Annotated in this window: 32 protein-coding genes and 1 pseudogene; 4 read left to right on the forward strand and 29 right to left on the reverse strand. The window is 61.5% G+C overall.

What is annotated here, in order from left to right:
• The first annotated feature begins 86 nt into the window (after positions 1–86).
• A complete protein-coding gene (locus AAEZ06_RS16505) occupies positions 87–1,088 on the forward strand; it encodes a sulfate ABC transporter substrate-binding protein (protein WP_149411430.1) in 1,002 nt (333 codons plus the stop codon).
• A gap of 76 nt (positions 1,089–1,164) precedes the next feature.
• On the opposite strand, the pseudogene AAEZ06_RS16510 reads toward AAEZ06_RS16505, so the two are convergent.
• Positions 1,165–1,371, reverse strand: a pseudogene (locus AAEZ06_RS16510) (hypothetical protein); the annotation flags it as partial.
• A gap of 183 nt (positions 1,372–1,554) precedes the next feature.
• Between AAEZ06_RS16510 and AAEZ06_RS16515 the strand changes: the two are divergent.
• Positions 1,555–2,751: an MFS transporter gene (locus AAEZ06_RS16515; RefSeq protein WP_149411429.1), complete on the forward strand. Its 1,197-nt coding sequence runs from the start codon at positions 1,555–1,557 to the stop codon at positions 2,749–2,751.
• A gap of 4 nt (positions 2,752–2,755) precedes the next feature.
• Here AAEZ06_RS16515 and AAEZ06_RS16520 read toward each other — a convergent pair whose 3' ends face one another.
• The 25 genes from AAEZ06_RS16520 to ccmA all read right to left on the reverse strand — a co-directional run bounded on the left by AAEZ06_RS16520 (position 2,756) and on the right by ccmA (position 21,526).
• Positions 2,756–3,160, reverse strand: coding sequence for a type II toxin-antitoxin system HicB family antitoxin (locus AAEZ06_RS16520; protein ID WP_149411428.1), 405 nt, complete (start codon positions 3,158–3,160; stop codon positions 2,756–2,758).
• A 23-nt stretch (positions 3,161–3,183) separates the two neighbouring features.
• Complete coding sequence (locus tag AAEZ06_RS16525) at positions 3,184–3,372, reverse strand: type II toxin-antitoxin system HicA family toxin (protein ID WP_350615233.1); 189 nt, start codon at positions 3,370–3,372, stop codon at positions 3,184–3,186.
• Positions 3,373–3,549: 177 nt separating this feature from the next.
• A complete protein-coding gene (gene phnP, locus AAEZ06_RS16530; RefSeq protein ID WP_350615235.1) occupies positions 3,550–4,299 on the reverse strand; it encodes a phosphonate metabolism protein PhnP in 750 nt (249 codons plus the stop codon).
• Complete coding sequence (phnN, locus tag AAEZ06_RS16535) at positions 4,290–4,853, reverse strand: phosphonate metabolism protein/1,5-bisphosphokinase (PRPP-forming) PhnN (RefSeq protein ID WP_149411425.1); 564 nt, start codon at positions 4,851–4,853, stop codon at positions 4,290–4,292. The genes phnP and phnN overlap by 10 nt, the downstream gene beginning before the upstream one ends.
• Positions 4,853–5,998: an alpha-D-ribose 1-methylphosphonate 5-triphosphate diphosphatase gene (locus AAEZ06_RS16540; RefSeq protein ID WP_149411424.1), complete on the reverse strand. Its 1,146-nt coding sequence runs from the start codon at positions 5,996–5,998 to the stop codon at positions 4,853–4,855. The genes phnN and AAEZ06_RS16540 overlap by 1 nt, the downstream gene beginning before the upstream one ends.
• On the reverse strand, positions 5,988–6,707 hold the full coding sequence (gene phnL / locus AAEZ06_RS16545) for a phosphonate C-P lyase system protein PhnL (RefSeq protein WP_350615336.1): 720 nt from the start codon (positions 6,705–6,707) through the stop codon (positions 5,988–5,990). The genes AAEZ06_RS16540 and phnL overlap by 11 nt, the downstream gene beginning before the upstream one ends.
• Positions 6,707–7,522 carry a phosphonate C-P lyase system protein PhnK gene (phnK, locus tag AAEZ06_RS16550; RefSeq protein ID WP_149411423.1) on the reverse strand — a complete coding sequence of 272 codons (816 nt, stop codon included), beginning with the start codon at positions 7,520–7,522 and terminating at the stop codon, positions 6,707–6,709. The genes phnL and phnK overlap by 1 nt, the downstream gene beginning before the upstream one ends.
• Positions 7,519–8,385, reverse strand: a complete 867-nt coding sequence (locus AAEZ06_RS16555; RefSeq protein ID WP_350615238.1) for an alpha-D-ribose 1-methylphosphonate 5-phosphate C-P-lyase PhnJ — start codon at positions 8,383–8,385, stop codon at positions 7,519–7,521. The genes phnK and AAEZ06_RS16555 overlap by 4 nt, the downstream gene beginning before the upstream one ends.
• Positions 8,378–9,454 (reverse strand): carbon-phosphorus lyase complex subunit, encoded by a 1,077-nt coding sequence (locus tag AAEZ06_RS16560; protein ID WP_350615240.1) that lies wholly within the window; start codon positions 9,452–9,454, stop codon positions 8,378–8,380. Before AAEZ06_RS16560 ends, AAEZ06_RS16555 begins: the two co-directional genes overlap by 8 nt.
• A complete protein-coding gene (gene phnH / locus AAEZ06_RS16565; RefSeq protein ID WP_350615242.1) occupies positions 9,454–10,044 on the reverse strand; it encodes a phosphonate C-P lyase system protein PhnH in 591 nt (196 codons plus the stop codon). The genes AAEZ06_RS16560 and phnH overlap by 1 nt, the downstream gene beginning before the upstream one ends.
• The gene (phnG, locus tag AAEZ06_RS16570) at positions 10,044–10,481 is read right to left on the reverse strand and encodes a phosphonate C-P lyase system protein PhnG (protein ID WP_149411419.1); all 438 of its coding nucleotides are present in this window, start codon (positions 10,479–10,481) and stop codon (positions 10,044–10,046) included. Before phnG ends, phnH begins: the two co-directional genes overlap by 1 nt.
• A gap of 11 nt (positions 10,482–10,492) precedes the next feature.
• Positions 10,493–11,197, reverse strand: coding sequence for a phosphonate metabolism transcriptional regulator PhnF (gene phnF, locus AAEZ06_RS16575; protein WP_178114422.1), 705 nt, complete (start codon positions 11,195–11,197; stop codon positions 10,493–10,495).
• A 35-nt stretch (positions 11,198–11,232) separates the two neighbouring features.
• Positions 11,233–12,015, reverse strand: coding sequence for a phosphonate ABC transporter, permease protein PhnE (gene phnE / locus AAEZ06_RS16580; protein WP_149411417.1), 783 nt, complete (start codon positions 12,013–12,015; stop codon positions 11,233–11,235).
• A 51-nt stretch (positions 12,016–12,066) separates the two neighbouring features.
• Positions 12,067–13,068, reverse strand: a complete 1,002-nt coding sequence (phnD, locus tag AAEZ06_RS16585; protein WP_149411416.1) for a phosphonate ABC transporter substrate-binding protein — start codon at positions 13,066–13,068, stop codon at positions 12,067–12,069.
• Positions 13,069–13,100: 32 nt separating this feature from the next.
• Positions 13,101–13,934, reverse strand: coding sequence for a phosphonate ABC transporter ATP-binding protein (gene phnC, locus AAEZ06_RS16590; protein ID WP_350615245.1), 834 nt, complete (start codon positions 13,932–13,934; stop codon positions 13,101–13,103).
• A 230-nt stretch (positions 13,935–14,164) separates the two neighbouring features.
• Entirely contained in the window at positions 14,165–14,569 is a 405-nt protein-coding gene (locus tag AAEZ06_RS16595) for a hypothetical protein (protein WP_149411414.1), read from the reverse strand.
• A 16-nt stretch (positions 14,570–14,585) separates the two neighbouring features.
• Positions 14,586–15,779 carry a c-type cytochrome biogenesis protein CcmI gene (gene ccmI / locus AAEZ06_RS16600; RefSeq protein WP_149411413.1) on the reverse strand — a complete coding sequence of 398 codons (1,194 nt, stop codon included), beginning with the start codon at positions 15,777–15,779 and terminating at the stop codon, positions 14,586–14,588.
• On the reverse strand, positions 15,772–16,245 hold the full coding sequence (locus tag AAEZ06_RS16605; protein WP_149411412.1) for a cytochrome c-type biogenesis protein: 474 nt from the start codon (positions 16,243–16,245) through the stop codon (positions 15,772–15,774). Before AAEZ06_RS16605 ends, ccmI begins: the two co-directional genes overlap by 8 nt.
• Complete coding sequence (locus AAEZ06_RS16610; protein WP_350615248.1) at positions 16,242–16,778, reverse strand: DsbE family thiol:disulfide interchange protein; 537 nt, start codon at positions 16,776–16,778, stop codon at positions 16,242–16,244. The genes AAEZ06_RS16605 and AAEZ06_RS16610 overlap by 4 nt, the downstream gene beginning before the upstream one ends.
• Positions 16,775–18,763, reverse strand: a complete 1,989-nt coding sequence (locus AAEZ06_RS16615) for a heme lyase CcmF/NrfE family subunit (RefSeq protein ID WP_350615250.1) — start codon at positions 18,761–18,763, stop codon at positions 16,775–16,777. The genes AAEZ06_RS16610 and AAEZ06_RS16615 overlap by 4 nt, the downstream gene beginning before the upstream one ends.
• Before the next feature lie 3 nt (positions 18,764–18,766).
• On the reverse strand, positions 18,767–19,222 hold the full coding sequence (gene ccmE / locus AAEZ06_RS16620) for a cytochrome c maturation protein CcmE (RefSeq protein WP_149411409.1): 456 nt from the start codon (positions 19,220–19,222) through the stop codon (positions 18,767–18,769).
• Positions 19,219–19,395, reverse strand: a complete 177-nt coding sequence (gene ccmD, locus AAEZ06_RS16625) for a heme exporter protein CcmD (RefSeq protein WP_133099115.1) — start codon at positions 19,393–19,395, stop codon at positions 19,219–19,221. Before ccmD ends, ccmE begins: the two co-directional genes overlap by 4 nt.
• Positions 19,392–20,147, reverse strand: coding sequence for a heme ABC transporter permease (locus tag AAEZ06_RS16630; RefSeq protein WP_133099116.1), 756 nt, complete (start codon positions 20,145–20,147; stop codon positions 19,392–19,394). Before AAEZ06_RS16630 ends, ccmD begins: the two co-directional genes overlap by 4 nt.
• 78 nt (positions 20,148–20,225) lie before the next feature.
• Positions 20,226–20,894 carry a heme exporter protein CcmB gene (gene ccmB / locus AAEZ06_RS16635; protein ID WP_149411408.1) on the reverse strand — a complete coding sequence of 223 codons (669 nt, stop codon included), beginning with the start codon at positions 20,892–20,894 and terminating at the stop codon, positions 20,226–20,228.
• Positions 20,891–21,526: a cytochrome c biogenesis heme-transporting ATPase CcmA gene (ccmA, locus tag AAEZ06_RS16640; RefSeq protein WP_149411407.1), complete on the reverse strand. Its 636-nt coding sequence runs from the start codon at positions 21,524–21,526 to the stop codon at positions 20,891–20,893. The genes ccmB and ccmA overlap by 4 nt, the downstream gene beginning before the upstream one ends.
• Before the next feature lie 197 nt (positions 21,527–21,723).
• On the opposite strand from ccmA, the gene fliK reads away from it, so the two are divergent.
• Both fliK and AAEZ06_RS16650 read left to right on the forward strand, forming a co-directional pair.
• Positions 21,724–23,301: a flagellar hook-length control protein FliK gene (gene fliK / locus AAEZ06_RS16645; RefSeq protein ID WP_350615253.1), complete on the forward strand. Its 1,578-nt coding sequence runs from the start codon at positions 21,724–21,726 to the stop codon at positions 23,299–23,301.
• Positions 23,298–23,627 carry an EscU/YscU/HrcU family type III secretion system export apparatus switch protein gene (locus AAEZ06_RS16650; RefSeq protein ID WP_149411405.1) on the forward strand — a complete coding sequence of 110 codons (330 nt, stop codon included), beginning with the start codon at positions 23,298–23,300 and terminating at the stop codon, positions 23,625–23,627. The genes fliK and AAEZ06_RS16650 overlap by 4 nt, the downstream gene beginning before the upstream one ends.
• 313 nt (positions 23,628–23,940) lie before the next feature.
• On the opposite strand, the gene AAEZ06_RS16655 is transcribed toward AAEZ06_RS16650, so the two are convergent.
• From AAEZ06_RS16655 to AAEZ06_RS16665, 3 genes are all read right to left on the reverse strand, one after another.
• A complete protein-coding gene (locus AAEZ06_RS16655; RefSeq protein ID WP_149411404.1) occupies positions 23,941–24,333 on the reverse strand; it encodes a DUF2802 domain-containing protein in 393 nt (130 codons plus the stop codon).
• A complete protein-coding gene (locus tag AAEZ06_RS16660) occupies positions 24,334–24,816 on the reverse strand; it encodes a chemotaxis protein CheW (RefSeq protein ID WP_003236843.1) in 483 nt (160 codons plus the stop codon). It lies immediately after the preceding gene.
• A 73-nt stretch (positions 24,817–24,889) separates the two neighbouring features.
• Positions 24,890–25,717 carry a CheW domain-containing protein gene (locus tag AAEZ06_RS16665; protein ID WP_149411403.1) on the reverse strand — a complete coding sequence of 276 codons (828 nt, stop codon included), beginning with the start codon at positions 25,715–25,717 and terminating at the stop codon, positions 24,890–24,892.
• Between the last annotated feature and the right edge of the window lie 55 nt (positions 25,718–25,772).

A 25,772-nucleotide genomic window follows, 5' to 3' on the forward strand; every position in this document is an offset into this window, starting at 1 on the left:
TAAGCGTCTATGCCGCCCCGGCTATAGTCGCTGGCATATTGCCCTTACTTAACAAGTCGACTTCACCCTACAACAAGGAATGAGCAGTGAAAAAACTCGTTAGCGCCTCCCTTCTGGCCGCCGGCCTCGCACTGGCTGGCGTCGTCCAGGCTGCACCGACCACCCTGCTCAACGTCTCCTACGACGTGATGCGCGATTTCTACAAGGACTACAACGCTGCCTTCCAGAAACATTGGGAAGCCGAGCACAAGGAAAAGATTACCCTGCAGATGTCCTTCGGCGGCTCCAGCAAACAGGCGCGCTCAGTGATCGACGGCCTGCCGGCTGACGTCATCACCATGAATATGGCCACCGACATCAACGCCCTCGCAGACCACGGCAAACTGGTGCCGGACAACTGGGTCACCCGCCTGCCGAACAACAGCGCGCCGTTCACCTCCGCCACCGTGTTTATCGTGCGCAAGGGCAACCCCAAGGCCCTGAAAGATTGGCCGGACCTGCTCAAGGATGGCGTGCAAGTGATCGTGCCCAACCCGAAAACCTCCGGCAACGGCCGCTACACCTACCTGTCGGCCTGGGGTTACGTGCTGAAAAACGGCGGTGACGAGAACAAGGCCAAGGCCTTTGTCGGCAAGCTGTTCAAACAAGCGCCAGTGCTCGACACCGGCGGCCGTGCAGCCACCACCACCTTCATGACCAACCAGATCGGCGACGTGCTGGTGACCTTTGAAAACGAAGCGGAAATGATCGCCCGTGAATTCGGCCGTGATCAGTTCGAAGTGATCTACCCAAGCGTCTCCGCCGAAGCCGAGCCGCCAGTGTCGGTGGTCGACAAAGTCGTCGACAAGAAAGGCACTCGCGCCGCTGCCGAGGAATACCTGAAGTACCTGTGGTCGCCAGAAGGCCAGGAAATCGCCGCCAACAACTACCTGCGTCCACGTGACCCGGCAGTGCTGGCCAAGTACACCGACCGCTTCCCGAAAGTCGACTTTTTGTCGGTTGAGAAGACCTTCGGCAACTGGCGCGATGTGCAGAAAACCCACTTCAATGATGGTGGGGTGTTTGATCAGATCTACACCGGGCAGTAATCCGCTCTAACTGAAGAAATACAGACAAGTGTGGGAGCTGGCTTGCCAGCTCCCACACTTCTTCTGCGCCAGGCAGTTACATCGGCGGCGTCACGCCATCCTTGCCTGCCGAAACAGCCTGCGCGGTAATGGTTGCGTCTACCCCCTGTGACGCAAACAACACCACCTTGACCCCCGCCTTCAACAAACTCCGATCACCCGGTTCCAGGTTGACGGTCGGCACATCATCCGGCACGACGATCTTCTGCTCACTGCCCTTGTATTTGACGGTCAACGTCCGGCCTTCATGGCCGTCGACTTCCTGTTTTTGCAGTTGCAACTAAATGTATCATTGACATTCGGCCCGAAAGTTAACGTTTCAGTCATTAATACCCGGCATGAGTGTTATCACCGTAAACAGCCTACTCCCGCCTGAGCCTTGTCTTTATTCTCGCACGCCACTTTCCTTCGCTTTTATGAGAACGCCATGAACGCTACTTCGCAAAGTACAAACACCATGACCCGAGGCATGGTGATGCTGTTTGCGTTCTGTTGCGGCGCCATCGTCGCCAACATCTACTACGCACAACCGATCATCGAGCTGATCGCCCCGGACATCGGCCTGACGCCGGCCATGGCCAGCCTGATCGTGTCCCTGACCCAAGTCGGTTACGCCTTGGGCCTGTTCTTTCTGGTTCCCCTGGGCGACCTGCTGGAAAACCGCCGGCTGATGATCATCACCACCGTGGTGGCCATTGCCAGCCTGCTGGGCGCGGCGTTCACCGAACAGCCGAACCTGTTCCTGCTGGTGTCGCTGCTGATCGGCTTCAGCTCCGTGTCGGTGCAAATCCTGATTCCATTGGCCGCACACCTGGCGCCGGCCGAGTCCCGTGGCCGGGTAGTCGGTAGCATTATGGGCGGCCTGCTGTTGGGCATTTTGCTGGCACGGCCGGTGTCCAGCGTGGTGGCCGATCACTTCGGCTGGCGCGCGATGTTCATCGTGGCCGCCGCACTGATGGCCGCCATCAGCGTCGTGCTGCTGTTGACCGTGCCCAAGCGCCAACCGGATCACTCTGCCAGCTATGGCCAGTTGCTGCGCTCCCTGGGCACCTTGCTGCGCCAGCAACCGCTGCTACGTCAGCGGGCGTTCTACCAGGGGTGCATGTTTGCCACGTTCAGCCTGTTCTGGACCGCAGTGCCCCTGGAACTCTCACGCAACCACGGCCTGACCCAAAGCCAGATCGCCCTGTTCGCCCTGGTCGGTGCCCTGGGCGCCATCGCCGCCCCCATCAGCGGCCGCCTGGCGGATGCCGGCCACACCCACCGGGCCTCGCTGCTGGCGATGGTGTTTGCCGCGTTGAGCTTCCTGCCAGCCTTCGTACACCCGATCTACAGCGTGATTGGCTTGGCGGTGACGGGTGTGGTCCTGGACTTCTGCGTGCAGATGAACATGGTCCTCGGCCAACGCGCCATCTACGCCCTCGACGCCAACAGCCGCAGCCGCCTGAATGCGCTGTACATGACCAGCATCTTCATCGGCGGCGCCTTCGGCTCGGCGATTGCCAGCAGCGTGTATGAACATGGCGGCTGGCTGGGGGTGGTGCTGGTGGGCAGTGCGTTCCCGCTGGTAGCGCTGTTGCGGTTTTTGAGTGCCTCCAGGCAAGGGGTTGTAGCGGCGGCGTAAGCCCTTACAACCGAACCAACTTCTCCAACGCCGCATCCGCCAGAAATGACGAGCGGCTTTTGACCTTATGCTCACGCACATACCGGTCAATGCGCTGGATGACATAACCGGGCAAGGTCACGTTGACCTTCTCGGTCTTGCCCAGATAAGGCGTGATATCCAACTCCAGCATCCCCCAGCCCATCCCCGCGTATTGCTCATTGCTGTGGTGCGCGGCAACCGACGTCGGCATGGGAATGGCCCGGCCTTCTGCGGCGATCTCTTGCAGCATGATGTGCGCCACTTCAATTGCGGCGTTGTAAGCCTCTTCAAAACTGTCCCCGGCCGTTACCGCACCTGGGATATCGGGGATCTGAATACCGGTGGCGATATGATCGTCGCCCCATTCGATACAGATTGGGTATTGCATGAAAAACCTCCTGAAAAACCGACCTAAAACGAAAACAACCCGGCGCGCTTCCTGATACTCCTGACGGTACCCAAGGGAAGATCCTTCTTGGGATGGGGCACCGGTATCGTGTACGGGCTATAGCGGCGGGTGAAAACATGATGACTGCCCGTGACCCGATCCAGCACCCAGCCTGCCTCTTGCAACTCCTTTATCAATAGCCTGCTTTGCACCACAGCCTCCTTGCTTCCGGCCGAATAAAAGTAACCCTAGAGTTACTTTTACTCAAGCACAGAAATCATCAGACCGACTGGCGGCTGTTTTACTGATTGTTAAAATGGCGCTGATAAAGGAGGGACGATTTATTTAAAACTGGAGTTGGCCGGCAGGTTTAGAATTGAGGCGTGCGGCTAAACCACCCGTCCATCCCACCCGACCGTCACGTGGCGCGGCAACTCACTTCGATGCTGCAACAACCAGGCATCCAGGGTATGCCCCACATGGGTCAATACCCCCAGTTGCGCACCCACTTCATCAATGCACTGCAACGCCAGCGTCAGATCATTGTGATTACGCGGCGCCAGGGGTTGCGGCGGCATGGAGCAGTCGAGCACCAGCACATCCAGGGGCGCACGCTGTAGCCAGGCGCTAGTGGCGGGTGGCAAGCCAACAGTGTCGGTCAGATAGGCGATGCGGCGGCCTTCCCCTTCAAGCAGATAACCAAGGGTCGGTTTGGAGTGTTGCAGCGGCAACGCGGTGACGGTCAGCTCACCAAACTGGCGGGTTTCGAACTCGGCAAACGGCTGGCTGAAATCGAGGATGCCGGGGTGTTTGTAGAGATCGGACAGGCCTTGCGAATCCATCGGCCCATGCACCGGAATCACCAGACCCTGGCCCCAGCGCAGATGCAGCAGGCCTTGGGCGTGATCGGCATGGTAATGCGTCTGGAAAATCCCGTTGAAGCTGCGTGGCGGGAAGCGTTCGGTGAGGTCGGGCAAACCGCTGTCGATCAGCCAACGCTGGTCACCGCATTCGATCAGCGCGCTGCACGGCCGGCGACGCAGGCTTTCATCGCTGCCGGCAAGACCGCAGGCGGCGCATTCGCAGCCATAAACCGGGACTTGGCGGGCGTCGCCGGTGCCCAGCAGGGTCAGGCGCATGCGGGCTGTCCGTCGAGGCAGCCCAGCAGGCGCTCGACCGTGTGGTCCAACTGGCCGGAATTATCGAGCAGGAACACCCCCGGTGCAGCGATCAAGCCCTCACTGAATCGGGTATTACGCGCCAGCCGCTCGTCAATGTCGGCCAGGGATTCGCGCCCCCGCGCCAGTAAACGCTGGCGCAACACCGCTTGATCAACCGTCAGCAACACCACCAGCAGCGTCGGATAACGTAGCCGGGTTTGCGCCAGATGAGCACGAGAGCCGTTGACCAGCACGTCCTCCCCCGCCGTCAGCCAATCGTCGATCTCCCGTGGGATGCCGTAAGACAAACCGTTGGCGTGCCAACTGAGGGCAAACGCGCCCTCGGCTTCAAGGGCAGTGAACTGTTCAGGGCTGACGCCTTGGGCGGCTTCACCCACGGCTTCTGCCGAGCGGGTGATGACGCGGCGCACGATGCGGCAGCCGCGTTCGGCCAACCGCGTTCGCGCGGCATCCAGCAGGCTGTCCTTGCCCGAACCCGATGGTCCGATGAGATAGATCAACCTGCCTGCCATCAAAACACCCTCTTCGCTTGTCGCCAGACTTGTTGGACCACTGGCAGCCCGTCTTGCGTCCTGGCTTGCACCAGGTCTGCCCGCAGGCCAATGGCAATTTCGCCGCGATCGCTCAAGCCTGCCGCTCGTGCAGGCGCCAGGCTGATCATCTTGACCGCCTGGGGCAGATCGCAGTCGTTGTCCAGCGCGGCCAGTGCAAAGGCCGCTTGCAGCAGACTGGCCGGGTAGTAGTCACTGGAAAGTATATCCAGCAATCCCTCGGCGGCCAGGCCAGCGGCGGCCACATTACCCGAGTGGGAACCGCCGCGCACAATGTTCGGTGCGCCCATCAGCACCTTCATGCCCACTTGCTGGCAGCCACGAGCCGCTTCCAGGGTGGTGGGGAATTCAGCGATGGTCATGCCGTAGCGTGCCGATTCCTCGACATGGGCCAGCGTGGCGTCGTCATGGCTGGCCACCGACAGGCCGCGAGCCAGGCAATGCTCGACGATGGCGGCGCGGTAGCGGTCGCTGTACTCCCGTGAGTTGGCCATTTGCAGGATGATGAAGGCGTCCATCGTCTCGTCGTTCAAATGGTACTTGCCCATGTAGTACTCACGGTACTTGGATTGCAGCACGAACTGGCGCTGGCCCGGCGAGTGGTCCATCACCGACACCAGTTGCACCAGCGGGTTTTCCACCAGGTCGCGGAACACACTCAACGTATCGGGATGGCACAGCTCGCAGCGCAGGTGCAGCCGGTGTTCGGCGCGGGTCAGGCCGGCGCTTTCAGCCGAGGCAATGGCGTCGAGCATCGCCGGCAGTTTCTGCATGCGGTTGCCCTTGGGATTGACGTCGCCGATGGACACCGCGTCGAATACCGTGGTGATGCCGGCGGCGATGATCTGCGCGTCGTGGCTGAGCACCGCCGAGGTGGATGGCCAGTCCACGCCGGGACGCGGGGTCATGTGTTTTTCCAGGTTATCGGTGTGCAATTCCACCAGCCCCGGCAACAGGAAATCGCCATTCAAATCCTGGGCCTGAGGCAACTGGCTGCGGCCTTCGGCGATGTCGACAATCACCCCGTCACGCAGCACCAGGGAGCCGAGGAACACCCGGTCAGCGCTGACCAAGCGAGCATTGCTGAGGATCTGTTCAGCGAGCATGGGCGTATTCCTCTTCGGCGACGGCGGTGGGGGTCATATCGAAATGACGGTCGGCCACTGCTTCACGGGCGGCGCGGTCATGGAAGATGCCGATCAGCGCAGCGCCGCCAGCCTTGGCTTCATTCATCAGTTCCAGCACCACCTGGCGATTGCTGTCGTCCAGGGACGCGGTGGGTTCGTCCAGCAGCATCACTGGCCACTCCACCATGAAGCCGCGAGCGATGTTGACCCGCTGCTGCTCGCCACCGGAGAAGGTGCCCGGTGCCAGCTGCCACAGGCGCTCGGGGATGTTCAGGCGAGTGAGCAATAACTCGGCACGCGAGCGCGCCAACGACGTGGACCAGCCACGGGCCAGGGCTGGCTCCATCACCACATCCAGGCACGCCACCCGAGGGATCACCCGCAAGAACTGGCTGACGTAGCCGAGGGTCTGCTGGCGCACCTGGAGAATGTCCCGAGGTGCGGCGCCCACCAGCTCCAGCCACGCACCGGCATGCTGCACACGGATGCTGCCGCCAGCCGGCAGGTAGTTGCCGTACAAGGTGCGCAGCAAGGTGCTTTTACCGGCGCCGGACTGGCCGTGCAGCACCAGGCATTCGCCACTCTTTACGCTGAAATTCACCCCGCGCAGCACGTTGAGGACCACGCCGTTTTGCTGGTGCAAAGTGAAGGTTTTCGAGAGGTCACGGACCTCGATCAAGGCGTTCATCATGGCTGCAGTACCGAAGACACCAGCAGTTGAGAGTAAGGGTGCTGCGGATCATCAAGGATCTGGTCCGTCAGCCCGGTTTCCACCACCCGTGAGCGGCGCATCACCATCAAGCGGTCGGCCAGCAGACGCGCCACCGCCAGGTCGTGGGTGACAATCACCACCGCCAGGTCCAGCTCGCGCACCAGGCCACGCAGCAGGTCGAGCAAGCGCGCCTGCACAGAAACGTCGAGGCCGCCGGTGGGTTCGTCCATAAACACCAGCCGCGGGCTCGAAACGAGGTTGCGGGCGATTTGCAGGCGCTGTTGCATACCGCCGGAAAACGTTCGGGGTAAATCGTCGATGCGCAGCGGGTCGATTTCAACCTGGCTCAGCCAGTCGAGGCCGGCGCCTCTCAGTTGCTGGTAATTGCGCACGCCTTGGGCCATCAGACGCTCGCCGATGTTGGCGCCAGCCGAGACGCCCATGCGCAGGCCGTCCCGTGGATTTTGTTCGACGAAGCCCCATTCGGTACGCAGCAAAGTGCGCCGCTCAGCTTCACTGGCGCTGTACAAGTCGAGCCATTCGCCGCCCTTGCCGCGGCTCTCTTTTAAGCGATAGGCAATGCTCCCGGCCTGCGGCGGCAAGCGCCCGCTGAGCAGCGAGAGCAAGGTGGATTTGCCCGAGCCGGACTCGCCGACAATCCCCAGCACTTCGCCGGGATACAGGTCGAAGCTCACGCCCTGGCAGCCCTTTTGCGGGCCATACAGCAGCGACAAATCGCGCACTTGCAACAGGGGTTCGACAGGTTGTGGTTTCATCATGGGTTGATTCATTGGTTGCTCTCCTTGACCCGTTGGGCGCAGTACCAGGTGTCGGAACAGACAAAACTCTGGGTACCGGCGTCGTCGAGAATCAGCTCATCGAGGAAGGAATCGCGGCTGGCGCAAATGGCGCAGCACTGCTCCCACTTCTGCACCTCAAACGGGTGATCCTCAAAGTCGAGGCTGGTGACTTGGGTGTACGGCGGCACCGCGTACAAACGCTTTTCCCGACCTGCGCCAAACAGCATCAGCGCCGGGCTCATGTCGAGTTTCGGGTTGTCGAATTTGGGGATCGGAGACGGGTCCATCACGTAGCGTTCGTCGACCATCACCGGGTAGGCGTAGCTGGTGGCGATATGGCCGAAGGTGGCGATATCCTCGTAGAGTTTTACGTGCATCACCCCGTAATCGTTGAGGGCATGCATGGTACGGGTCTCTGTTTCCGAGGGTTCGATAAAGCGTAGCGGCTCCGGAATCGGCACCTGATAAACCATGATCTGGTCGGCCTGCAACGGGGTTTCCGGGATGCGGTGGCGGGTCTGGATCACCGTCGCGTCCGGCGTGCTTTCGGTGGTGGCGACGCCAGCGGTACGGGCGAAAAAGCGGCGAATGGAGACAGCGTTGGTGGTGTCATCGGCGCCTTGGTCGATGACCTTAAGCACGTCGTCAGCACCCAAGATCGCGGCGGTCAATTGCATGCCGCCGGTGCCCCAGCCATAAGGCAACGGCATCTCGCGCCCGCCGAATGGCACCTGGTAACCGGGGATCGCCACGGCCTTGAGCAAGGCGCGGCGGATCATGCGTTTGGTCTGTTCGTCGAGGTAGGCGAAGTTGTACGCCGGGTCACGCACGGGTGTCTGGGTCAGGTCATTCATGGCGGGTGCCCTCGGCCGGTTGGCGCAGTTTGCGGATCAATTCCAGCTCGGACTGGAAGTCCACGTAGTGAGGCAATTTGAGGTGCGAGACAAAACCTGCGGCCTCGACGTTGTCGCAGTGGGCCAGCACAAACTCTTCGCGCTGCGCCGGTGAGACGATTTCTTCGTTGAACTCCTCGGCCCGCAACGAGCGGTCCACCAGCGCCATGCCCATGGCCTTGCGCTCGGCGTGACCGAAAGCCAAACCGTAGCCGCGGGTGAACTGCGCCAGCTCCGTGGCCGAGCCAACGAACTGATTGACCATCTCGCACTCGGTCACTTCGATGCTGCCCAGGCAGATGGCGAAACCCAGCTCTTCGGGCTCGATCCACACCTCCACGTCGCCGATGCGAATTTCCCCGGCAAACGGGTGATTACGGCCGTAACCGCGTTGGGTCGAGTAACCCAGGGCCAGCAGAAAACCTTCGTCGCCACGGGCCAGGGCCTGCAGGCGTTGGGCCCGATTGGCCGGGTATTCCAGTGGGTCGCGGGTGATGTCGGCGACGGTGCCTTCGTTGTCGGACTCGTTTTTGATCAGGCCTTCTTTCGCCAACAATCCCAGCACTCGCGGGCAAGGTTCCAGGCTCGCGCCAGGAGTGGTCTGCGGCCCCGGATACTCACCTTCGGCCAGCAATGCGAAGTCCAGCAGGCGATGGGTGTAGTCAAACGTCGGACCCAATAATTGACCGCCGGGCACATCCTTGAACGTCGCCGACAAGCGCCGACTGAGTTGCATCGCCGAGGTATCAATCGCCAGGCTCGGGCTGAAGCGTGGCAACGTGGTGCGGTAGGCCCGCAGCAGGAAGATCGCTTCCACCAGATCCCCCGCCGCTTGCTTGATCGCCAGCGCGGCCAGTTCTTCGTCGTACAGTGAGCCTTCGCTCATCACCCGAGCCACGGCCAGGGGCAGTTGCTGGCGGATCTGCTCGACGCCAAGTTCGGTAATAGTGGTATCGCCCCGGCGTTTTTTCGCCAGCAGGCGGTGGGCATTGTCGATGGCCTGTTCGCCACCTTTGACGGCTACGTACATCAGGCAAGCTCCTCTGCGATTCGGGTGCTGCGGGGCAGGCCGATCAGGTGGTGACCGGCGGCGAACAGCACGTCCAGGCCACGGGGGAAGGCCTCGCGACGCTGGCGTTCCAGCCAGAAGCCGTGGGGCAGCGGCAGGCTGACCCGGCGCTGGCTCTTGATCCCCGGACCGCGCCAATTCAGCGGGCGACCGGCCTCCAGTTCGGGCAACTGGACCAGCAGCGTGCAGGACTGGTCGGGGTAGCGATCATTACCGTGATCAAAACCGCTCAGGTCCAGCAGCTCCTGGGCATCGAGCAAGGCAAACGATGCTTCTTCCCGGCGCGCAGTCAGCGGGCAACCGCAATGGAACGCTAGGTTGGCGCGAATCAGCGGCGTGTCGAAGGACGGCGCCAGCCACAGCGGCGTGTCCACATCCAATAAAGCCAGGCACAAGGCGTAAGTAGCGGGCGCCAGGCCGTCGAGGCTCGGTGCGGTGGATAAGGCCTGGATCATGCCCGGTTCGGCCAGGGCCTTGAGCGCCCCACGAAAACCCTGCTGGGCATCCAACACAGGATCAACAAACGCCGGTTGCAACAGTTGGGCATTCATCAGCTTTCTCCTCGGACCAGGGTGAAGAACTCCACCTTGGTGGCAGCGGTTTCTGCCTCTTTCTGCGCCCGACGTGTGGCCTGGGCATTGGCTAAAGAGGTGATCAATTCACTGAGCCAAAGGCTCGGCTGCGCACCCTGCAAATGCGCGTCGGCCAGGGCCGCCAACTCGGCGTGGAGCTTGTCGCGCCCCGCCAGATAGCTGTAGCCGGTACGGCCATCGGCCAGGCGCACCACGCAGCGGGTCACGCTCATTTCGCCGACGTTGAATGGCGCGCCATTGCCACCCATGCGGCCACGCACCAGGGTCATGCCGACTTCGGGAGCGCGGATCAGTTGGTAGTCCACATCACGCAAGGCGTCTTCGTGAGGTTGCAGTTCACAGAGGCGCGCGCGGGCGAGCACGCCGATCCAGTATTGTCGCTTGGACGGGTTCATCTGGGTCTCCATCAGGTCACTACCTGGTACTGGAAGCGATCCGAACGGCTGGTGGACTGCGCAAGCTCCACCGGGTGGCCGTCGCGATCGCGGGAAAGGGTGAACACACTCAGCGCGGGTAAATGCCGAGGCATCATCAGCAGCGCGGCTTCGTCGCGGCTGGGCAAACGGGCACCGATCAGACTCAGGGTGCGGGTCAGCGGCAGGTCGCGTTCACGCAAGTAATGGCGCAGGGAGCCGCCGACGTAGTCCGCCAGCAGCGGTGCGCGGCTGGCGCAGTAGCGATGGCGGATCAGGCTGACGGGCTGGTGATCGAGCTTGCGCAGGGTTTGCAACTCGATCATCGGCGCCATCTCGGCGATGCCCAGATGCTCGGCTTCTTCGCGGCTGGCGAAGCAATAGCGACGCTTGAGCAGCACCGCTTCCACGCCCAAGCCTTGGGCCGACAGTGACTGGCTGTAAGCGGTGTCGGCGCCCATCGGGTAAATCAGCGGCCGCTCCAGCACCTGGGTGCCTTTGCCTTGGCGGCGCAACAGGCTGCCTTCGAACACCAGTTCATCAATGGCGCGGCGCAGGGTGTGACGGTTGACGCCGAAGCGTTCGGCCAACTGCACCTCGGCGGGCAGGAAGTCGCCGGCCAGGTAGTCACTCAGCTCGCGGCGCAGGATGTCTGCGAGTTCGCGGTACACCGGTTCATCTTGTCTAGACAACTGCATGGTTAAAAAAAGCGCCCAAGGGCACCCCTCCGGAGTCAGATGAACCGCTTGCGCAGGCGTTGGGAAAGGACGTCGATCATGCTCACCACCACGATGATCACCAGCAGCACCGCGCAGGTCTGCACGAACTGGAAGGCGCGGATATTTTCCCAGAGGATCACGCCGATCCCGCCAGCACCGACCATCCCCACCACCGTCGCCGAGCGCACGTTGGCTTCAAAGCGGTAGAGCGCGTAGGACACCCACAGCGGCATCACTTGCGGGATCACGCCATAGATCACCTCTTGCAAGGCACTGGCACCGGTAGCCCGAACGCCTTCCACCGGACCTGGGTCGATGGCTTCGACGGCTTCGGCAAACAGCTTGGCGAGAACGCCGGTGGTGCTGATCCACAAGGCCAGAACACCGGCAAAAGGACCGAGGCCGACCGCCACCACAAACAACATGGCGAAGACCATTTCATTGATCGAGCGGAAGGCGTCCATCACCCGGCGCAGCGGCTGGTGAATCCACCATGGCGTGATGTTGTCGGCGCAGAGAATACCCAGCGGCACCGAGCAGACAATCGCCAGCACCGTGCCCCATAGGGCAATTTGCACGGTGACGATCATCTCCTTGAGGTAAGAGCGCCATTCATGGAAGTCCGGCGGAAAGAAGTCGGAGGCGAAGGTCGCCATGTTTCCGGAATCGCGGTACAGCGCCAGCGGGTTCATTTCGGCGCCGCGCCAGGCCCAGGCCAGCACGATCAGGAACAAGCCCCAACCGAGGTACTGGGGCCAGGTGCGCTTGCCGACAGCTTCAGCGTGCAGAGTGGTCATGGGTCTCTCTCAGAAGGAGGCGCGGCGTTTTTTTTGCGCCGCGCCAGGGGATCAGCCGTTGGCTGCGGTCTTCTTGTCCAACTCGGTAATGCGCTGCTGCAACTTGGCAAGGTCGGCGTCGATATCGGCGAGTTTCTTGGCCTTGTCGGCGGCTTCCAGCTTGGTATCGGCGGTGATGGTGGTGCGTTGTTTGAACAGTTCCAGCTGGCGGATCGGCAACAGTTGGTCATCGCTGGAGGCAAGGAACTTGCCCAGTTGCATGTTCTTCAGCACGACCTTCTCTTCATCGGTGTCGCCGTAGTTGAAGATGAAGTCGCGGATCTTGGTTCTCTCGCTGTCGGTCAACGCCTTGCTCCACACCAGCGGGTCGGCAGGGATCAGCGGCGACTTCCAGATCACCTTGAGCAGCGCGGCCTTGTCCGGCTGGGTTGCTTCCAGGCGGCCCCAGCTCTCGGTGTTGAAGGTGGCAACGTCCAACTGCCCCTTGGCAACGCTCAAGGCGTTGACCTCATGGCTGGAGTTGAGGGTGCGTTTGAAGGCAGTAGCGGCGTCGACGTGGTTCTTGGCGAACACGTAGTAGCCCGGCACCAGATAGCCCGAGGTGGAGTTCGGATCACCGTTGCCGAAGGTCAGGTTCTTCGCATTCTTGAGCATGTCTTCCACAGAGTTGATCGGGCTGTCCTTGCGCACGATCAGCACACTCCAGTAACCGGCGGCACCGTCGGCGGCGGCGGTCTGGGCGAAGATCTCGCCATTGGAGCGGTCCACCGCTTCCATGGCGGCCTTGTTGCCCAGCCAGGCAACGTCGACCTTGTTGAAGCGCATGCCCTGGATCAGGCCGGCGTAGTCGGAGGCGAAGGTGGCGTTGATGGTCAGGCCGGTCTTCTTGTGCATGTCATCCAGAAACGGCTGCCAGATGCTCTTGAGGTTTTGCGAAGACTCAGTGGACATGATGCCGAAGTTGATGGCTTTGTCGGCCGCCTGGGCATTGCCCATCGCGACACTTGCCAACAAGACGGCGGACAGAAATACGTGGCCGATGCGGTTCAACATGGAAGGGATTCCTGTGGGTCGTGGATGGGCTTTCAAGCGCGCGCCAGCGCCAGCCGAGGGGTGATCTCGGTGCGGCGGGACTGGTCGGAAAACATCAGGCTGGTGTCGACGTCGGCACCGTACAAATCATTGAGGAACTGGCTGCTCATCTGCGAGGCTTGCCCATCGAAATGAACCCGCCCGCCCTTGAGCGCCACGGCTCGCGGGCAATAACGCATGGCGTAATCGACTTGATGCAGGGTCACCACTACGGTCTTGCCGTCGCGGCGGTTGATATCGGCGAGAATCTCCATGACCTTGCGCGCTGACTCCGGGTCGAGAGAGGCGATGGGTTCGTCGGCGAGGATCACTTCGGCACGCTGGGTCAATGCACGGGCAATCGCCACACGCTGCTGCTGGCCGCCGGACAGGGTGGAGGCGCGCTGAGCGGCCAGATCGGCCAGGCCGACGCGGGCCAGGGATTCCATGGCGAACTGTTTTTCCTCGGCATTGAACAAGCCGAGGTTGCCTCGCCAGCGCGGCATGCGGCCCAGGCAACCGAGCAGCACGTTGTCCAGCACGCTCAGGCGGTTGACCAGGTTGAACTGCTGGAAGATATAGCCGATATCAGCCCGCAACCGCCGCACCTTGCCATTCAACCGCCCGCTGGCCTGCACTTCCCGACCCAGTACCTTGACGCTGCCGCCGTTGCTCTTGTCGCAACAGGCCAGGCCCGCGAGGTGGCGCAGCAACGTGGATTTGCCGGAACCGGAAGCGCCAATCAGCGCGACCATCTCACCGGATGCGATGGTGAGTTCGAGGTCGACCAATGCGGACTTCTTCGCAAAGGTCTTGTTCAGATGATCGACATGGATAGCTGTAGTCATGGGCTTCTCTGTCTGGTTGAACAGCCGTCCGTGGCTGTATTTGAGTTCAAACGACAGTAAGCGCGGGGTGTGTCAGGCCTATGACTTGCACATGACGGGGGTGAAACGGTTTGGTTAAGGTTTGATGAAAGGTTGGGATGGGGAGCCAGGAACCTGTGGCGAGGGATTTGCCCATCATCAGGTTGCACTCCAGCCAGTAATGAAAAAGGCGACCCGAAGGTCGCCTTTTTTCATTGTGCGTATTGCTTACTCAACCCCGGCGGCACGCCGTGGATATCAGTCTCTTCCCAAGGCCCGTTCGGGCTGATAGAGCGGCTCCAGCCGTTGCTCCAGCGGTAGTAGGTGCGCTGGCGATAGAACGTATCTGACTGCTCTTCCAGCACATATACCTGCATCTTCCCGTCCCAATGGCTCGCAGCCCCAGGCGGCGGCGCGAAGGTCGCGGACGTGCTCGGCGGCGCCTTGGGCGGTGCAATTACTGGCCCGGAAGGTTTGGTACCAGATTTAGTGCCCGGCTGGGTCGACGGCCCCGACGGCGGGATGGTCGGGCCGGTAGGCGCGGGAGGCCGATGAACCGCGCAAGCGCTCAACCCCAGAACCAGGCTGAGCAGGGTGATACGAGCGATGGCGGTCATGGGCGTTTCCTCGAAATTACTTATCCGGACTGTCGATGGTCAACTGCTGCGTCGCCGTGGTGCTGCTGGCCAAGGGTTGGCTGCGGCCGATCCACTCGCCGGCAGTCGGTTGACCGGCCCGGGAGATGCGCGCAACCAGTTGGACTTCGGGAAAGTTGGACAGTTTCAACTGCGGCATCATCGCGTCGGCGTCGCCCAGTTCGACGGTGATCGGCAGGTCGGCCACGGTGACACGCTTGGCGGCCAATGGCGCAGGCGGGCCTTTGACGGCGCGTGCGAAGATGAACACGCTGTCGCCCGGCAAGGCCTTGGCCTTCACATCAGCAGATAGATCGACGCGAACCTTGAGCACCGCGCCAACCTTGACCGGTGCCACGGCCCCGCCGCCCTCTTTCAACTTCTGCGCCGCGCGATCAATCCCACCTTGCAGCGCCGCACGGGAGTTGTCTTGCGGTGGCAGTTGGGCCAGCAGGCGGTTCCAGTAATCCATCGCCTCCTGATAACGCTGGCCTTCAAAGGCGGCGATACCGAGCAGGCCGAGGCTGGTGACTTCCTTCGGATCCAGCTTCAACGCTTCATCGGTCAAGGCCTGAATCTTGGGCGACCATTGTTTGTTGTCGGCAAAGTACTGCGCCTGAGCCCATTGCCCCAGCAATTCCGGCTGACGGCCCGCCAATGCGACGGTACGTTCGAAGACTTTCGCGGCATCTGCCGAACGGTCCTGGGCCATGTAGGCGCGGCCGAGGAAGTACAAGCCTTCCGGCGAATCCGGCTGCGCTTCGGCAGCCCGCTCCAGGCGCTGGATCATGTCTTCCATGGACACCGGTGGCTGGGAAAATTCGCGGGTCAGTTCGACCTTGTCGCTGGCGCCGTAATGCAAGTACAGCGCAACGCCCAACACCGGCACGAGAAAAGCGGCCAACAACGGCAACGGCTTGCCCAGACGCGATTCCCGAGGCTTTTCCACGCCCTCGGTATCCGCCAGCAACTCACGGGCAGCTTCAGCGCGACCGGTATCCAGTTGCGCCGCATTGAGCACACCTTCGTCCTGCTGAGTTTGCAGTTCCGCTACGCGTTCCTGATAGAGCGCCACGTTCAGCGCAGTACGGTCCTCTTCACGCTGGGCACGGCGGCCGCGCAAAACCGGGATCAACAGGAAGCTCAAGGCAACCAAAAGCAACAGACCTGCTGCGAGCCAGAAATCAATCATCAGTTTTTTTGTCCAGCAGTTGGTCGAGGCGTTGACGCTCATCGACGGAAAGCGTGTCCGACCCTTTGGCCGGGGCGGCGCGACGGCGGCGGATGATCACGGCAATGATCACCAGCCCGCCCAGCAACAGCCCGGCAGGGCCGAACCAGAGCAGCGCGGTCTTGCCGGTGAGGGCCGGCCTGTAACGCACGAACTCACCGTAGCGGTCGACCATGAAGTCGATGATCTGCTGATTGTCCTTGCCCTCGCCGAGCATGCGGAAGATCTCTTTGCGCAGGTCGGCAGCGATTGGCGCGTTGGAGTCGGCGATGTCCTGGTTCTGGCACTTGGGGCAGCGCAGTTCCTTGGTCAGTTCGCGAAAGCGCTCGCGGTCGCCGTCCTTGGCAAATTCGTAGGTATCGATGGCTGCGTGGGCCACGCCGGCCATGCTCAAGCCCAATACAGCAGCGGCTAACCAACGCTTCATGGCTTAGCCTCATCCACCAGCGCCTGGTATTTGGCGGCCAGTTGTTCGCGCCAGACCACTTCGTCGATCACGCCGACGAACTTGTCGCGGATCACGCCCTTGGCGTCGATGAAGAAGGTTTCCGGGGCACCGTAGACGCCGAGGTTCAAGCCGAGATTGCCATCTTCGTCGCGTATATCCATCTGGTACGGATTGTGGAACTCTGCCAACCACTTCAAGGCCGCCGCGTTGTCATCCTTGTAGTTGACGCCGTAGATCACCACGCCCTGCTCGGCCAGTTTGTTCAGCACCGGGTGCTCGACACGACAGGAAATGCACCAGGTGGCCCAGACATTGACCAACGCTGGCTTGCCTACCAGGTCGACCTGGGTCAAGGTTTTGTCGCCCTGCACCGTAGGCAACGAGAACGCCGGGAACGGCTTGCCGATCATCGCCGAAGGCAACTCGGTCGGGTCCAGATACAGCCCGCGATACAGGAACACCGCCACCAGCAGGAACACTGCCAGCGGCAACACCATCAACCAACGCTTCATACTGCTGCTCCCTGCATACCAAGAGCTTCACGCACCTGGCTCTTGACCTTGACTCGGTAACGCCGGTCCATCGCTGCCAGCAAGCCACCGATCCCGGTGAGCAGGGCGCCGAACCAGATCCAGCGCACGAACGGTTTGACGTGAACCCGCACGGCCCAGGCGCCATCGCCCAACGGCTCGCCCAGGGCGACGTAGAGGTCACGGGTGAATCCGGCGTCGATCCCTGCCTCGGTCATCACCGAATTTTGCACGGTGTACAAGCGTTTTTCCGGGTGCAGTACCGAAATTTCCTTGCCGTTGCGAATGACGCGCACGGTGCCCTTATCGGAGGTGAAGTTTGGCCCTTCGAAGTGCTTGGCACCCTCGAAGACAAACTGGTAACCGCCCAGGTCCATGGATTCGCCCGGCGCCAGGCGCAGGTCGCGCTCGGCACTGTTCTGGCTGGACAACACCACGCCCAGGGCGCAAACGGCGATGCCAATGTGCGCGACCTGCATGCCCCAGTAGCTGCGGGTCAAGCTTGGCAAGCCTTTGATCAGGCCTTTGTGGCGGGTCTTGTCGAAAATATCGCGTACGCCGGCCAGCAATACCCAGGCGGCGAGCATGAAGGTCGCCAGTACCGCCCAGTTGAAGTCGCCGTAGGCAATCCCGGCCACCACTGCCAGCGCGGCGCTGCCCAGCAGCACCGGGGTCAACATGCCCACCAGCCATTTCACTGGGGTGTCTTTCCAGCGCACCAGCATGCCGACCGCCATCACCACCATCAGCAGGCCCATCAACGGGATGAACAACGCGTTGAAGTACGGCGGGCCGACGGACAGCTTGGCGCCGGTCAGGGCGTCGAGCACCAGCGGGTACAGGGTGCCCAGCAGGATCATCGATGCTGCTACCACCAGCACCAGGTTGTTGCCTAGCAATAGGGTTTCCCGCGACCAGAGGTTGAAGCCGACGTGGCTCTTGACCACCGGCGCGCGCAGGGCAAACAGGGTCAATGAGCCGCCGACCACGAACAGCAGGAAGATCAAGATGAACACGCCGCGCTCGGGATCGGATGCGAAAGCGTGGACGGAGGTCAGCACACCGGAACGCACCAGGAAAGTCCCCAGCAAGCTCAGGGAGAACGCGGCGATGGCCAGCAACACGGTCCAGCTCTTGAACACACCACGTTTTTCAGTGACGGCCAACGAGTGAATCAGCGCCGTGCCCACCAGCCAGGGCATGAAGGACGCGTTTTCCACCGGGTCCCAGAACCACCAGCCGCCCCAGCCGAGTTCGTAGTAGGCCCACCAGGAGCCCAGCGTAATGCCGATGCCGAGGAAGGCCCAGGCGACGATGGTCCATGGCCGCGACCAGCGCGCCCAGGCTGCATCGAGACGCCCGCCCAAGAGTGCGGCAATGGCGAAGGCGAAGGCCACAGAGAAACCGACATAACCCATGTAGAGCATCGGCGGATGGACGATCAGGCCGATGTCTTGCAACAGCGGGTTGAGGTCGTTCCCGTTCGTCGGAATTTGCGGCAGGAGTCGCGTGAACGGGTTGGAGGTCATGATCAAAAACAGCAGGAAGCCGATGCTGATCATGCCCATCACCGCCAGCACCCGGGCCAGCATCACTTGGGGCAACTGCCGGGAGAATATCGACACGGCAAAGGTCCAGCCGCCGAGGATCAGTGCCCACAGCAGCAGAGAGCCTTCGTGGGCACCCCACACAGCGCTGAACTTGTAGTACCAGGGCAAGGCGGTGTTGGAGTTACTGGCGACGTAGGCGACAGAAAAGTCGTCAGTCATGAACGCGTAGGTCAGGCAGCCAAAGGCAAAGGCGAGAAAGGCGAACTGGCCCCAGGCGGCTGGCTGGGCCAGGCTCATCCACAGACGATCACCGCGCCAGGCGCCCAGCAACGGGACGATGGCCTGAACCACGGCGAAGCACAGGGCGAGGATCATCGCCAGTTGGCCCAGCTCTGGAATATAAAGTGCTGACGTCATCGCTTAGCCCTCCTTGGCAGGGGTTGGGGCCGATTGACCGCTGTCTTTCAACGCTTTGGTCACTTCCGGCGGCATGTACTTTTCATCGTGCTTGGCCAGCACTTCATCGGCCACCACCACGCCGTCGGCGTTGAGCTTGCCCAGGGCAACGATGCCCTGGCCTTCGCGGAACAGGTCCGGGAGGATGCCGCGGTAGGTGATGGTTACAGACTTATTGAAGTCGGTGACCACGAACTGGACGTCCAGGGAGTCGCCAGTACGTTTCAGGGAGCCGGCCTCGACCATGCCACCGGCGCGGATGCGGGTGTCCTGCGGCGCTTCGCCGTTGGCAATCTGGGTCGGGGTGTAGAACAGATTGATATTCTGCTGCAAGGCACTCAGGGCCAGGCCGACGGCAGCGCCGACGCCTACCAGAATGGCAAGGATGATCAAAAGACGCTTTCTACGCAGCGGTTTCACTTATCGGTCTCCCGGCGCAGACGACGCGCCTCTTGTTGCAGGTAACGCTTGCGGGCCAGGATCGGCGCGACGACGTTGAGGGCCAGAACCGCCAGGCAGATGCCATAGGCCGTCCAGACATACAGGCCGTGATGGCCCATGGCGAGAAATTCACTGAAAGAGGCGAAACTCATCCACGGGCTCCCAGGCTATTTTGTACATGGGCCTTGACCCAACTGGCGCGGGGTTCACGCTTGAGCACTTCCAGGCGCATGCGCATCAGCAGCACGGCGCCGAAAAAGCAGTAGAAACCCAGCAGCATCAGCAGCAAAGGTGCCCACATTTCCACAGGCATCGCCGGCTTTTCGGTAAGGGTGAAGGTAGCGCCCTGGTGCAGGGTGTTCCACCACTCCACCGAATACTTGATGATCGGGATATTGATCACGCCAACAATCGCCAGCACCGCGCAGGCCTTGGCGGCGCTGTCACGATTGCTGATGGCGTTGCCCAGCGCAATAAGACCGAAGTACAGAAACAGCAGGATCAGCATGGACGTTAGTCGAGCATCCCACACCCACCACGAGCCCCAGGTCGGTTTGCCCCAGATCGCTCCGGTGACTAGCGCCACGGCGGTCATCCAGGCGCCGATGGGCGCAGCGCATTGCAGGGCGACGTCGGCCAGTTTCATCTTCCACACCAGGCCGACAATACCGCACACCGCTAGCATCACATAGCAGGACTGGGCCAGCATCGCGGCAGGAACATGAATGTAGATGATGCGAAAACTGTTGCCTTGCTGGTAGTCCGGCGGCGCGAAGGCCAGGCCCCAGACCAGGCCGGTGCCAATGAGCAAAACGGCGGCGACGCTGAGCCATGGCAGCATTTTGCCACTGATGCCATAGAACCACTTGGGCGAGCCGAGCTTGTGAAACCAGATCCAGTTCATTGCTGTGTCCATCACGGTTGCTTCAAGGCAGTGCAAGAAGCCAAGGGTCTTTACTGGCTAAATATTAGCCAGACCTCATTATTCGCCGACGCTTATTTTCAGGCCGGCGGCTATAGCAAAAGGTGTCAGGGTTACCGCCAGAGCGGTCAGGCTACCAAGCCACAAGAGGTAACCGGTTGCCGGCATGCCCATGAGCGCAGCTTGCAAAGCACCGCTGCCCAGGATCAACACCGGGATATACAAAGGTAAAATCAGCAGGGCCAGCAGCAGGCCTCCCCGTTTCAGGCCGACGGTCAATGCCGCACCGACGGCTCCCAAAAGACTCAATACCGGCGTGCCAAGCAACAATGACATGAGCAACACCGGCAGGCACTCGGCGGGCAATCCCAGCATCATCGCCAGCAGTGGCGCGAGCAAAACCAACGCCAGGCCGGAAAACGCCCAGTGTGCCAGTACCTTGGCCAGAACCAGAAGAGGCAGGGGGTGCGACGAAAGGACCCACTGTTCCAGGGAACCATCCTCGAAATCACTGCGAAACAGCCCGTCCAGCGAGAGCAGGACGGACAAAAGGGCTGCTACCCAGACCAGTCCCGGAGACAAGGTTTGCAACAGTTTAGTCTCGGGTCCGACCGCCAACGGGAACAAGGCAATGACAATCGCGAAAAACACCAGCGGGTTGGCCAGTTCTGCCGGGCGGCGACACAACAGCCGCGCTTCACGGGCGACCAACAGGGCGAAGACCCTCATACCGACCACCGTCCCAGGTCCAGGTCACGGTAACCAGACGGCATCCGCGTCAGCGTATGGTGGGTGGTCAGGATCACCATGCCGCCCAATTCACAGTGGTTGGCCAGGTGTTCTTCCAGTTGCGCCACGCCCTGTTTATCGAGGGCAGTGAAGGGTTCGTCGAGAATCCACAGCAGCGGGCCGTCCAGATACAGGCGGGCCAGGGCCACGCGGCGCTGCTGGCCGGCGGACAGGGTATGACAGGGAACATCTTCAAAACCCTTCAGGCCAACAGCGGCCAGGGCCTGCCAGATCGACTCGCGGGTTGCCGGGTGATGCAGGGCGCTGAGCCAACTGAGGTTTTCCTCGGGCGTCAGCACGTCCTTGATCCCCGCAGCATGGCCAATCCACAACAGATTGCGGGCCAGCTCTGTACGTTGCTCGGCCAAGGGTTTGCCGTTGAGCCGCACTTCGCCCGCCGTTGGCGCCATCAACCCGGCCAACAGGCGCAACAGGCTGGTCTTGCCGCTGCCGTTGGGTCCGCTGATCTGCACCATGTCGCCGGCCGCCAGACGCAGTTCGAGGTGTTCGAAGAGCATCCGCAGGTCGCGCTCACAAGCGAGCGCTACGGCTTCTAGAAGAGGGCTGGTCAAGAGATCGCGGGCCTTTACGGTTCAAGTCGGCAATGGATCGGCCGTTATAGAGATGCAGAGTAAATGCATTGGCCGCCTGTTTTAGAGAGTTGGATCAATCAGTTGTGATGTTTTTGACACTCTCTTTGAAGACGGGCGGCATTATACATGCGATGCCCTACTCTAAAGAGGGCAATTTCCTTGAGACGGCGCGTGCGATGACCGGTGACATCAACCTTCCAACGCTTCCTCCAGCGGCCCCGGCCGGGCCTCGCCCTGCCCCGGCGGTCGGTGAGTTGCTGAAACTGCTGGAGCCCCAGGCCGGGCTGATAGATGCCGGGAAAACTGTGAACGCCGAGGTCCTGGCCCTCAAGCAAGGTGGCGAAGCCTTTCAGCTGTTGCTCAAGTTGACCCTGGAAGGCGGCCGACAAACCCTAGTGCAGGCCAACAGCACCCAACCGCTGCCGCTGGGCAGCAATGTGGCAGTGAGCCAGACCTCATCGGGCGACCTGGCCATCAGCCTGCAACAGGCCCTCAGCGCCAACGTCGCCGCCCTCACCCGCATCGACACCAACCAATTGCCAGTAGGCACACTGCTGCAAGCCAAGGTGCTGACCAGCCAGGCCTTGCCCCAGGGTGCCGGGCAGCCTGCGCTCTTTCGTTCGCTGATCTCGGTGCTCAACAATGCCCTGAACGGCGCGACCCTGACCCTCGAAAGCCCGCAGCCGCTACGGGTTGGCAGTCTGCTCAGCGCCGTGATCCAGGATGCTCAGACCTTGAGTTTCGTGCCCCTGAGCAATCGCCGGGATCAACTGGCCGTCAGCCAACAACTCGCCACCCAGCAGAGCCGCCAGGGCTCCCTGGAGGGCGTGCTCAAGGCCCTGCAAAACCTGCCCCGCAGCGACGACACGCCGGTGGAGCTGCGCGCTGCCGTGGAGCGTTTACTGGCCGGGTTGCCGGACTTGGCGCAAGTCAGCAATCCCAAGGCCTTGGCTCAGTTGCTACAGAACAGCGGCGTGTTTCTGGAAGCCAAATTACTGGCGGGACAAAATCCACAGGTGCCGCCCCTCGACATGAAAGGCAGCCTGCTGCGGCTGGTGGCAGAGTTGATGCCCGCCCTGCCCGCCAGCACCAGCCTCAATGCGATCCTGGCGGCCAACACGCTGGCCCAAATGCTGCCCAGCTTCGTACGCAGCCCGCTGGGCACCCTCGGCCAGGTTGGTGCGAAGCCCTCCCCCGGCGGCTTTCCCTTGCCTGAACGGTTGATGCAACGCCTGGAGGGCGAAGGCAGCCTGGAAAACCTGCTGCGCCTGGCCGCCGGCGCCATCTCCCGCTTGCAGAGCCATCAACTGTCGAGCCTGGAACAAACCGGCACCACCGCCGATGGGCGGCTGCAAACCACCTGGCAACTGGAAATCCCCATGCGCACCTTGCAAGACATCGTGCCCTTGCAGGTCAAGTTCCAGCGTGAAGAACCGGCGCCAGACAAAGAACAGCCCGAACGCAAGATCGAACGGGACGCGAAAAAGATGCTCTGGCGCGTGGAACTGGCCTTTGACATGGAGCCCTTGGGCCCGTTGCAGGTCCAGGCGCAACTGACCCAGGGCAAACTCTCCAGCCAGCTCTGGGCCACCCGCCCCTACACCGCCAGCCTGATCGAAAGCCACTTGGGCAGCCTGCGCGAGCGCCTGGTGTCATCTGGGCTCAACGTCGGCGACCTCGACTGCCACCTCGGTACCCCGCCCCGTGGCCCGAAAACCGGGCTTGAGCAACGTTGGGTGGATGAAACCGCATGAAAAACCCCACCCCGCCGCGCCAGGCCATCGCCCTCAAATACGACGGCAAAGCCGCGCCAACCCTGACCGCCAAGGGCGACGACGCCCTCGCCGAAGCCATCCTCAGGTTGGCGCGAGAAAATGAAGTACCGATTTATGAAAATGCCGAACTGGTCAAATTGCTGGCGCGGATGGAGTTGGGCGACAGCATCCCCGAGGAGTTGTACCGCACCATCGCTGAGATCATTGCGTTTGCCTGGACGTTGAAGGGCAAGTTCCCGGTGGGGTACGACCCGGATGCGAGGCCGGTAGAGCGGGATGTGACGGAGCGCGGGGACGATTATTGAGGTTGCGCAGGTATACGGGGCCGTCTGCATATCTACTTATCATGACGGAAAAACGTCCCGTAACAGTTGTCGAGCCCCAGCGAGGCTACGTAAGCCGCACCACAGCCATCAGATCAGACCCCAACACCGAGTCGCCCCCAACGCAGCCTCGTTTTACTCGACAGCTGCTACGAAGGAAATATCTACACAAATCACCGTAGCAGTTGTCGAGCTTTAGCGAGGCTACGTAGGCCGCACAATAAGCAGTCTGAGCAGGCCTCAAAAAAAACCGCTGCCTTCGTCAGGTCAGCGGTTTTTTTTGGGCCAGGATACGTCAGCTCTTGTGCAACTTACTCATCAACTGTGCCTCAGCCTGGGTCAAGCCGCAGGACTGGGTCAGCTCATCGACCGTAGCGCCCATGCCCACCAACTTCGCCGCTTGGGCAAAAGACAGGTTCGACGGATCGCGCTGTTCAAGCGCAGCCAGTTTGTCCGGCAATGGCGCCAGCACTGAACGCAACTCGTGCACGTCCTCCCCGACGCGCACAGCGCTTTGCTGGTAGTTGTCGACTCGCTTGGCCAGTTCACGCATGCGCTGGTCGCGCACAGCATCGCGCTCGGCCTGTTGCAGGGTCAATTCGCGTTGCTGGCGCATGTAGCGCAGCAAAATAACCAGTGTCCCGACCCACAGCAGGGCCAGGACGATCACCGCTACCTCAAGGATCAATCAGATGTTCTCCAGATCCGACCATTCTTCTTCGCTCATCATCTTGTCCAGCTCAACCAGAATCAGCAGTTCGCCGTTCTTGTTGCACACGCCCTGGATGAACTTGGCAGATTCTTCGTTACCGACGTTCGGCGCAGTTTCCACTTCCGATTGACGCAGGTAAACCACCTCAGCGACGCTGTCGACCATGATCCCGACCACTTGCTTGTCGGCTTCGATGATGACGATACGGGTGTTGTCGTTGACTTCGGTCGGGACCAAGCCGAAGCGCTGGCGGGTGTCGATGACCGTCACCACGTTGCCGCGCAGGTTGATGATGCCCAGCACGTAGCTTGGCGCGCCCGGCACCGGAGCGATTTCAGTGTAGCGCAGCACTTCCTGCACGCGCATCACGTTGATGCCGTAGGACTCGTTGTCCAGTTTGAAGGTAACCCATTGCAGGATCGGATCATCCAAACCCTGTGCGGACGCTGACTTGTTCATACCCTGACCCCTTCAAGAACCGTTGATAACGGTGTGTGTTCGTAGGCAGCACAACGGTGCTGCACTTTTTTATTCAAGTACGTTTGTTGCCCGGCATAGCTTTAACCGCGCCGCTGGCAATCAGCTCCGCCAGTTCGGCGACATCCAGCAACGCGCACATGTGTTCGATCACGGTGCCCGCCAGCCACGGCCGCTGGCCACGGTGGCTGCGCCATTTGATTTCGTTGGGGTCCAGACGCAGCGAGCGGCTGACTTGATGCACCGCCAGCCCCCACTCGTAGCCCTGGACCGAGATCACGTATTGCAGGCCCTGGCGAAAATCATCGCGATACCGGTCAGGCATGACCCAGCGCGCGGTGTCCAGCACCTTCAGGTTGCCTGCCTGGCTCGGCAAAATGCCGAGGAACCATTCCGGCTGACCGAATAGCGGTGTCAGCTCCTGGCCTTCCAGCGAGTAAATCGAACCCAGGCACACCAACGGCACCGCCAGGGTCAAGCCAGCCACGTCAAACAGCAGGCATTCGAACGGCTCGGCAGCCCAGGCTGGCCGGCCATCGCCCTCCACTGGCGGCGGGGTGATGCTCGGTGGCAGGTGAACATCAGCCACCGGTGTCACCACAACAGACGGCACCAGTGCCAAAGGCGCAGGCACCTCCTTGACAGGTTTCGTCACTGGATCCGGAACCGGAACAACCAGGGCATCACGGGCCTGCTCTTCCAATACGGCCAGTTGAAACTCATCCAGGGCGGTTTCCGGCTCAACGCTTGGCAGCTCGACGACTTCGTCCAACACCAGGATCGGCTCAGGCAGTTCATCCTCGGTCGCATCCTGCAACAACGCGTCCAGATAGGACTGCAAAGCCAGCTGCGGCCGGGTCTTGAGGTCGACAGGACGATTCATTTGTATGCCCACGCGCAAGCCCCGTTAACCCTATATTTAGAGGTTATCGGCACAA

Source organism: Pseudomonas sp. HY7a-MNA-CIBAN-0227 (genome assembly GCF_040310325.1).
Lineage (GTDB): Bacteria > Pseudomonadota > Gammaproteobacteria > Pseudomonadales > Pseudomonadaceae > Aquipseudomonas.